This window comes from Arthrobacter sp. 05L421 (assembly GCF_056397785.1).
Window position 1 is genome coordinate 1 of sequence record NZ_JBFTOC010000044.1, and the last position, 7,529, is coordinate 7,529.

Consider the following 7,529-nt stretch of genomic DNA (forward strand, 5'->3'; position numbering starts at 1 on the left):
GCCTACCGGCAGGTCTTCACCAGCAGCACCCACCGCCAAACCGCACTTGCGCCCTGGCTCCAGCACTACAACACTGAACGAATCCACACCGGCATCGGAACCACACCCATCACCCGGGTGTCACCAACCTGATGGCTCAGTACATCTAGTTCCGGTTCCACAATCATCGGGGGATCCCATGCGACCTTTCTAGCCAGCCGCAATACCTGGCGTATGCCGGGACATCGGCGCCGGCGGTTTCTTAAATTACCGCGATTTGTCCTACGACCCAAGGCCCGGTGCGACTGTCACTTGGCTTGAGGCCAGCGGTACAGCTCATAAACGAAGACCCCAGCATCCCCAGGGCGACGACGCTAGGCTTTAGCGTCAATACGTATCCGGCACCGGTCCTTCGTCGCTTCGACGTCGGCCGCCGACGTCCGACGCGCACGTTTTGGACGACGTTTAACCCGGGCGCGAAAGGACGCCAGACGCTCACGACACCGCCCCTGGCAGTCTGGTCCAGGGCGAGGTGACGCCGTCGCTTGCCGTCTTTGCCTTATTCCTCTTGCACACCACACCATTACCCGGTCGCGTCCAGTCATCTGGACGACGGGGCACAGCGGTAATGGCGCTTCGCGGACCAACCTTAGGCGTCTAGGAGTAGCGGTCGTTTCATCGCTGATTCGACCCACAAAGAGGGACAAGGGCGACGCTTCTTTGGAACCGTCGAGGGGCCGGGCCCGCCGCTTTGCTGAACGTCCGGTTGCGAGTGCGGCGGGCCGATATCTGCTCTAGTCGGCGTACGGGTCCGCGATACCGACGTATTGGGTGGAGAGGTATTCTTCGATGCCTTCAGAGCCACCTTCCCGGCCCAGTCCGGACTGCTTGACGCCGCCGAACGGTGCCGCGGCGTTGGAGATGAGGCCGGCGTTGAGGCCGAGCATGCCGGTCTCAAGGCGTTCACTGACGCGCAGGCCACGGTTGAGGTCCTTGGTGAAGATGTAGGCAACCAGGCCGTACTCGGTGTTGTTGGCCAGGCGGACGGCGTCATCCTCGGTGGAGAATGTGATGATCGGAGCTACCGGTCCGAAGATTTCCTCCTGCAGTATGCGCGCATCTGCAGAGACGTTCTTCAGCACGGTGGGCTGGTAGAAGTAGCCGGGTCCGTCGACGGCGGCACCGCCGGTGACGGCTGTGGCACCTCCAGCCACGGCCTCGGTCACCAAAGCGTGAACGCCGTCGCGGGCCTTGCCATCGATCAGCGGGCCAACCTTAGATTCTGGCTCGGTGCCGCGGGCGGTGGTAAGGGCACCAATTTTGGCAGCGAACTTCTCCGCGAAGGAGTCGGCGATGGACTCGTGGACAATGAAGCGGTTAGCTGCGGTGCACGCTTCGCCCATATTGCGCATCTTCGCGGCGATGGCACCTTCAACGGCCTTGTCCAGGTCGGCGTCCTCGAAGACGACGAATGGTGCGTTGCCACCAAGTTCCATGGAAGTGCGCAGGACCTTGTCCGCGGCCTCACGAATGAGGGCCTTGCCAACCGGCGTGGAGCCGGTGAAGGAAATTTTGCGGAGGCGGTCATCCTTGATCAGCGGACCGGTGACGGCACCGGCGGTGGAGGTCTGGATGACGTTCAGGACACCGGCGGGAAGGCCGGCTTCCTGCATAACCTGGGCGAACAGCAGGCTGGTCAGCGGGGTCAGGTTGGCAGGCTTAAGCACCATGGTGCAGCCGGCGGCGACGGCGGGGGCTACCTTGCGGGTGGCCATGGCCAGCGGGAAGTTCCACGGCGTGATCAGCAGGCAGGGACCCACCGGCTTCTTCTGCACGAGCAAGCGGTTCTTGCCATCTGGGGCGGGGGAGTAGCGGCCGGAGATGCGGACGGCTTCCTCGGAGAACCAGCGCAGGAACTCCGCGCCGTAGATGACCTCGGCGCGGGATTCGGCCAGGGGCTTACCCATCTCGAGGGTCATCAGGAGCGCGAAGTCCTCGGCCCGCTCGGTGACCAGTTCAAAAGCGCGACGCAGGATTTCGCCTCGGTCACGCGGGGCAGTGCGGGCCCAAGCAGCTTGGGCGGCAGCAGCGGCGTCGAGCGCGGCGGCACCGTCTTCAGCGCCGGCGTCGGAAATGGTGAGCAGGACCTTGCCCGTTGCCGGGTCCTCAACATCAAAGGTTTTACCGGATCCCGCCGGACGCCACTGACCGTTGATCAGCAGTCCGGTGGGGACGGAAGTTAGCAGTTCTCTTTCGCGTTCTTCGGTGCTCGTAGTCTGGGCAGTAAGTGATGACGTCATGGGGATGTTCCGATCTTGTGGATAGTTGGGTCGTCTAGCCGGAGCTGGGATGCGCGATTTACGAGGGTGCTCAGGTCTTCGAAGATGCCGGTTGGACGGCAGAGTTTATTGGCGGGATGGATTCGAACAGGCAGCGCCGTATGAGGCGTTTACTTAGCCCGGTACGGCGCGCGAGGACTTGTACAGATGGACGGCGGCCGGAGCTGATCTCATCGGCCAACACCGCGTTGACTCGTTGAATGGCCCATACTGGCACCTTGTGATTAGGCAATGCTGTCCCTACATTCCTAGTGGTTCTGTCCGGGCAATTCATTCGCCGTACATGAGGCGGGACAGAAAACTCTCCAGGTCAGTTCCGCTGCGGCGACTGCCGGCCACGGCAGCACCGGCGTCATCAAGCCCCTGCGTCTCCTTCTCCGTCTCTGTCTCAAAGTCGGTTCTGTCGCCCCTATTCACGACGGCATGAGTCTCAGCTTCGCGTTGCATGAGGTCAGTTCCCTTCAATTCTGTCGAGGCTTGCTCAGTTTGAAGCCGCTGAGGATGGCTGGGGCTGCTCTGAGGGCAGGGCTGATTGATGCAGGGCCTCATTCAGGTCCATGCCGCGGGTTTCTTGCATTTTGAAGCCGACGATGATGGTCAGTACGGCGAGTGAAGCCAGGTAGGCGTAGAAGACAGCGGCGAGGCCAATGCTGGTGAGCCAGGTGTACAGATAGGGCGCCGTGCCTCCGAAGACGCCTGCAGCCAGGGATGTCATCACACCCACCACCCTGGCCCGTGCAAAGGTCGGCGCCAATTCGGCCATCAGTGCCGGATAGAAGCCTACGGCGAGAGCCCATGCAGTGAGGCCCAGCCCCTGGGCGACGAAGAGAGTCCATGGCTGGTCCGTGAGGATCATCTGGATCGGCACAATCAGCAGTATCACGGCGACACCGAGAGCCATTGTCATGGGGCGGCGGCCCACCTTATCCGACAGATGGCCGAACAGGACAAGGAAGAACAGCACCAACAGCTGGGCCAGCAGACTCGCTATGTAGGCGCCGCCCGGGTCCATCCCTTTTAAGGTGATCGCGTTTATCGGGGCAAAGGTCACCCATGTGTAGTAAACAACATTGGTGCAGGCCGAGAGAAGGAAAATGTAAATGCAGGCCTTGTACACCTTGGCCCGATCCACCGCTGACATTTTGCTTCCGGCTGCCTTCTGATGCTGCTCGGGTTTCTGCTCGGCAAACACATCGGTTTCCTTGGCAAATCGCCGTAGGACAAGAACATACAGTGCGAGCAGGCTGCCAAGTCCAAAGCCGATCCTCCAGCCCCATTCATTCATTGCCGCGCTGCCCAGGAGGTTGCTCAGCAGGGCGGCCGTGGCTGTGGCGCCCATAACGCCGATCATCACACTGACGTATACGACACTTGTCCAGAGGCCCCGGCGTTCCTTCGGCGCGATTTCAGCAACGTACGTGTACGAGACGCCTGCTTCGCCGCCGTGGGCCAAACCTTGCAGCAGTCGCAGCAGCAACAGTATGACTGAGGCCCAGGCGCCGATTTGGTCGTAGGTGGGGACCAGGGCAATGGCAAGTGTGGTGAACGAAAGAGTCATCATCGTGACCAGGAGGGTAAGCCGTCGTCCAACTCTGTCCCCAAGCCTGCCGAAGAAGAAGCCGCCAACTGGACGGGCAATGAACCCGCCGGCGAAGACGGCCATGGTGGACAGCAGCGCGGAGGTGGGGTTGCTGTTGTCGAAGAAGTTGGCTGCCAGATAGGTGGAGAAGATCCCGTATAGGGTCCAGTCGAACCATTCGAGCATGTTTCCCGCAGCTGCGGCCCGCACGGACCGGAGCCGGTCCTTCACGGTCAACGCTATGGCCCCGCTCGTATGCAAACTACTCATCATCCATCCCAAAGCTATGGCGAAAACGTGAAGCGTCATCGCAACTGTTATCAGTCCTGGAGAGGCAGAAGTGGTTGTCCGTTTGCTCCCACGTAGGGCGCGTCTTGATGCGACGAGACCATTATCTACCCGTGACGTAGTGGCCGCATCAGTGACCGCAACGTAGTGAAAGTGCACTCCGTTAGAAGCGCGCTTCTAGTAAAGCACGGGCATGCCTGCGGCACAAGATGCATTTTTCAGCGCCTGGCGTCGCCCCCTGCTTCACACTGCGGTTGATACATGCTTTACTGAGTGCATACTTCGATCGGAGTGTCCGATCATTTTAGGGTTTCTAGGAGCGATCATGAGCAAGCGAATCAGTCTCAACGCATTTAGTATGGCGACTCCCGGGCACCAGAGCCCGGGGTTGTGGCGGCATCCCCAAAGCAAGACCGAGAACTACACCAAGTTGGACTACTGGACGAACTTGGCGAAGGTTCTCGAAAAGGGTCGATTTGACGCTCTCTTCCTGGCAGATGTCCTCGGTCCCTACGATGTGTTCGAAGGTTCTGCTGCCCCCAGCCTGCGCGATGGGATGCAAATTCCGGCGAACGATCCGATGATGTATGTCTCCGCGATGGCGCAAGCGACCAAAAACCTTGGATTTGCTGTTACGGCGGCGGTGACATTTGAAAATCCCTATGCGTTGGCACGAAGGCTCTCCACTCTGGACCACGTAACGTCAGGCCGCATTGGCTGGAACGTAGTGTCCTCCTACCTCAACAGCGCCGCGCTTAACCATGGAATGTCCGCACAGATGGGCCATGACGAGCGGTATGCAGTGGCTGAAGAATTTATGGAAGTCGTCTACAAGCTCTGGGAAGGCTCCTGGGAAGACGATGCTGTGGTCGTTGACCGGGAAAAGGGCATCTACGTTGATCCCGAGAAGGTCCACCCCATCGGACATGCCGGCGAACATTTCAATGTTCCGGGTTTCCACATGTGCGAACCGTCACCGCAACGTTCCCCTGTCATTTATCAGGCCGGCGGTTCACCCCGCGGCCGCGCCTTCGCGGCCAAGCACGGCGAGGGGATCTTCGTCAATGTCCTGAACCCCACACTTAGCCGACAGATAACAAGCGACATCCGGGCCACGGCAGAGGCTGAAGGCCGTAACGGCGAGGAGCTGAAGATCTTCTCCCTGCTGACCGCTGTTGTGGCTGACTCGGACGCGGCTGCTGAACGGAAGCTGGCGGAATACCGCAAGCACGCATCCCATTCGGGTGCATTGGCGCTCTTTGGCGGATGGTCAGGCATCGACTTGAGCAAATTCCCCATGCATGAACCGCTCAAGAACCTGGAATCGAACGGAATCCAGACCGTAGTGAACCTCTTCACCAAGGCGGATCCGTCGCGCGAATGGACTCCGGCCGCTATTGCTGAATACCTCAGCATCGGCGGGATGGAACCGGTTATCGCCGGCAGCCCTGAAACTATTGCCGATGAAATTGAACGCTGGGTGGATGAGGGCGACCTGGACGGCATCAACCTTTCCTACGCTGTTGCACCAGGTGACTACGAGGACTTTGTCGAACTCGTAGTGCCGGAACTGCAGAAGCGAGGCCGCGTGTGGAAGGAATACGAAGGCTCCGCACTCCGCGAGTACCTCCGGGGGGAAGGCAATACCCACGTATCGGACACACATCCGGCGGCCAGCCACTCCATCTCCAGCCGTTTCGCCTCGAAATAGGGCGGAAGTGTGGTGCGGCTGCTGCCCTGCACCGCACCACATTTCCGTGGCGGCACCCATCAAGCGCGCTGACGGCGCGGCGGAAAGGCCAACATGGCAGGCATAACAACGGCTGCTGCACCTAACACCAGACCCCGCACCAAGAGCGCAGTCCTGATCATCGGTTTCGCAACACTGCTCAGCATTAGCGTGTGGTTCTCTGCCTCCTTCATCATCAAAGGCATCTCCGCTCAATGGCAGGTTCCCGACACTCAGCTCTTCTGGGTGACGTTTGGCGTCCAAGCGGGCTTCATTGTCGGCGCAATCGCGTCAGCGCTTCTGCGCCTGCCGGATCGTCTTAGCGCCCGGATACTCTACAGTTCCTGCGCGGCTGGGGCCGCAACAGCAAATATCTTGCTTCTTGTGTTCCCCACTTTCGAGGCCACCCTGGCGCTAAGGCTCGCTACAGGAATCTTTCTGGCCGGCATCTATCCTGTTGCCGTTCGAGAAACTTTGGCATGGGTACGCCCCGGCCGGCGAGGTCTGGCTTCCAGCACTCTGGTCGCTGCACTGACCGTAGGGTCCGCCGCACCCCACCTGATCAACGGGATCGGGGGTGCGGACTGGCAAGTTGTGATCATAGCTACGAGTATCTGCTCACTTGTCGGCGGCCTACTGTTCCTCCTCGTTCCGGGGACCGCCCCGTACAGGGATGCACGAACCAACGTAAGCCTCCGTCACGGACTTGCGGCGCTCAGGAACCGCAAGGTGCTACTTGTAAATCTGGCGTACTTCAGCCACATGTGGGAGCTCTATGCCATGTGGACATTTGTGGGCGCCCTATTCGCTCACCGTATTTCCGGCGCAGTGGTTCTAACCGGCCTGGTTGCCGTGGCTTCTTTTATCATCATCGCTTCGGGCGCTTTGGGATGTATCGCTGCAGGGCTTCTAGCCGATCGCTTTGGCAAAATCATGATTTCGCAGATGTTTATGCTGCTTTCAGGTGCAGCTGCCACCCTGGTGGCGATAAGCGCCTCCTGGCATCCAGCGGTCATATTGACGCTGTGCATCCTCTGGGGGATGACCGTCATAGGGGACTCTGCGCTTCTTTCGGCCTTGCTCCGCGACTATTGCCCTGAAGCCCTTGTTGGCAGCGCGCTTTCGGTACAGATGGCTGGTGGATACGCAGTCAGCGCCGCCAGCATCGCTCTATTCCCGTTTATTGTCGGGGCATTCAGCTGGGAGATGGCAGTGCTTGCGCTCGTCCTTGGCCCGGTCGTCGGCATCATTATCCTCCGGGTGATCAAGTCAGGTTCCCCTTCGCAGCTTGGTGATACCACTGAGCCAGCCACCATTGTCAGGTCTCCCTCATGTCACACATAGCAGAAGGCTCCCTGAACCTGCGTGAGCGGAAGAAACTACAGACCATGGAAAGCGTTTTGGCTGTCGCTCGTGAAATGCTCTCCGAAAAGGAGTACGACAGCATCACGACCAAGGAAGTGGCAGCCAGGGCCGGCATCGGCGAGGCAACGCTCTTCCGTTACGTGGTCAACAAAAAGAACCTCTTCCTCCTCATCTACGAGGAGTTCTTCAACGACGTGCTGCAAGCCTGCCTGGACGAGGACGCCAAAGACACCACCGAGAACGGCACGGC

The 7,529-nt window shown here is 59.9% G+C and carries 6 protein-coding genes; 4 read left to right on the top strand and 2 right to left on the bottom strand.

Translation table 11 applies throughout. From position 1 onward, the window contains the following. On the top strand, nucleotides 1–132 hold a 132-nt coding region (locus AC1DKQ_RS22175; protein WP_476919767.1), incomplete at its 5' end, for an integrase core domain-containing protein. Between the two features lie 641 nt (nucleotides 133–773). On the opposite strand, the gene AC1DKQ_RS22180 is transcribed toward AC1DKQ_RS22175, so the two are convergent. Together AC1DKQ_RS22180 and AC1DKQ_RS22185 are read right to left on the bottom strand one after the other, a co-directional pair. Continuing rightward, nucleotides 774–2,279, bottom strand: coding sequence for an NAD-dependent succinate-semialdehyde dehydrogenase (locus tag AC1DKQ_RS22180; RefSeq protein WP_476920253.1), 1,506 nt, complete (start codon nucleotides 2,277–2,279; stop codon nucleotides 774–776). A 520-nt stretch (nucleotides 2,280–2,799) separates the two neighbouring features. After that, a complete protein-coding gene (locus AC1DKQ_RS22185) occupies nucleotides 2,800–4,206 on the bottom strand; it encodes an MFS transporter (RefSeq protein ID WP_476920254.1) in 1,407 nt (468 codons plus the stop codon). 304 nt (nucleotides 4,207–4,510) lie between these two features. Between AC1DKQ_RS22185 and AC1DKQ_RS22190 the strand changes: the two genes are divergently transcribed. From AC1DKQ_RS22190 to AC1DKQ_RS22200, 3 genes are all read left to right on the top strand, one after another. Then, a complete protein-coding gene (locus AC1DKQ_RS22190) occupies nucleotides 4,511–5,896 on the top strand; it encodes an LLM class flavin-dependent oxidoreductase (protein WP_476920255.1) in 1,386 nt (461 codons plus the stop codon). A 93-nt stretch (nucleotides 5,897–5,989) separates the two neighbouring features. Further along, nucleotides 5,990–7,258, top strand: a complete 1,269-nt coding sequence (locus AC1DKQ_RS22195) for an MFS transporter (RefSeq protein WP_476920256.1) — start codon at nucleotides 5,990–5,992, stop codon at nucleotides 7,256–7,258. Continuing rightward, a partial coding sequence (locus AC1DKQ_RS22200; protein WP_476920257.1) for a TetR/AcrR family transcriptional regulator occupies nucleotides 7,246–7,529 on the top strand: 284 nt, incomplete at its 3' end. The genes AC1DKQ_RS22195 and AC1DKQ_RS22200, both read left to right, overlap by 13 nt.

Excerpts from the sequence above, each read along its gene's own strand:
- AC1DKQ_RS22180 (WP_476920253.1), bottom strand. The coding sequence starts at position 2,279 with ATGACGTCATCACTTACTGCCCAGACTACGAGCACCGAAGAACGCGAA.
- AC1DKQ_RS22185 (WP_476920254.1), bottom strand. The coding sequence starts at position 4,206 with ATGACGCTTCACGTTTTCGCCATAGCTTTGGGATGGATGATGAGTAGT.
- AC1DKQ_RS22190 (WP_476920255.1), top strand. The coding sequence starts at position 4,511 with ATGAGCAAGCGAATCAGTCTCAACGCATTTAGTATGGCGACTCCCGGG.
- AC1DKQ_RS22195 (WP_476920256.1), top strand. The coding sequence starts at position 5,990 with ATGGCAGGCATAACAACGGCTGCTGCACCTAACACCAGACCCCGCACC.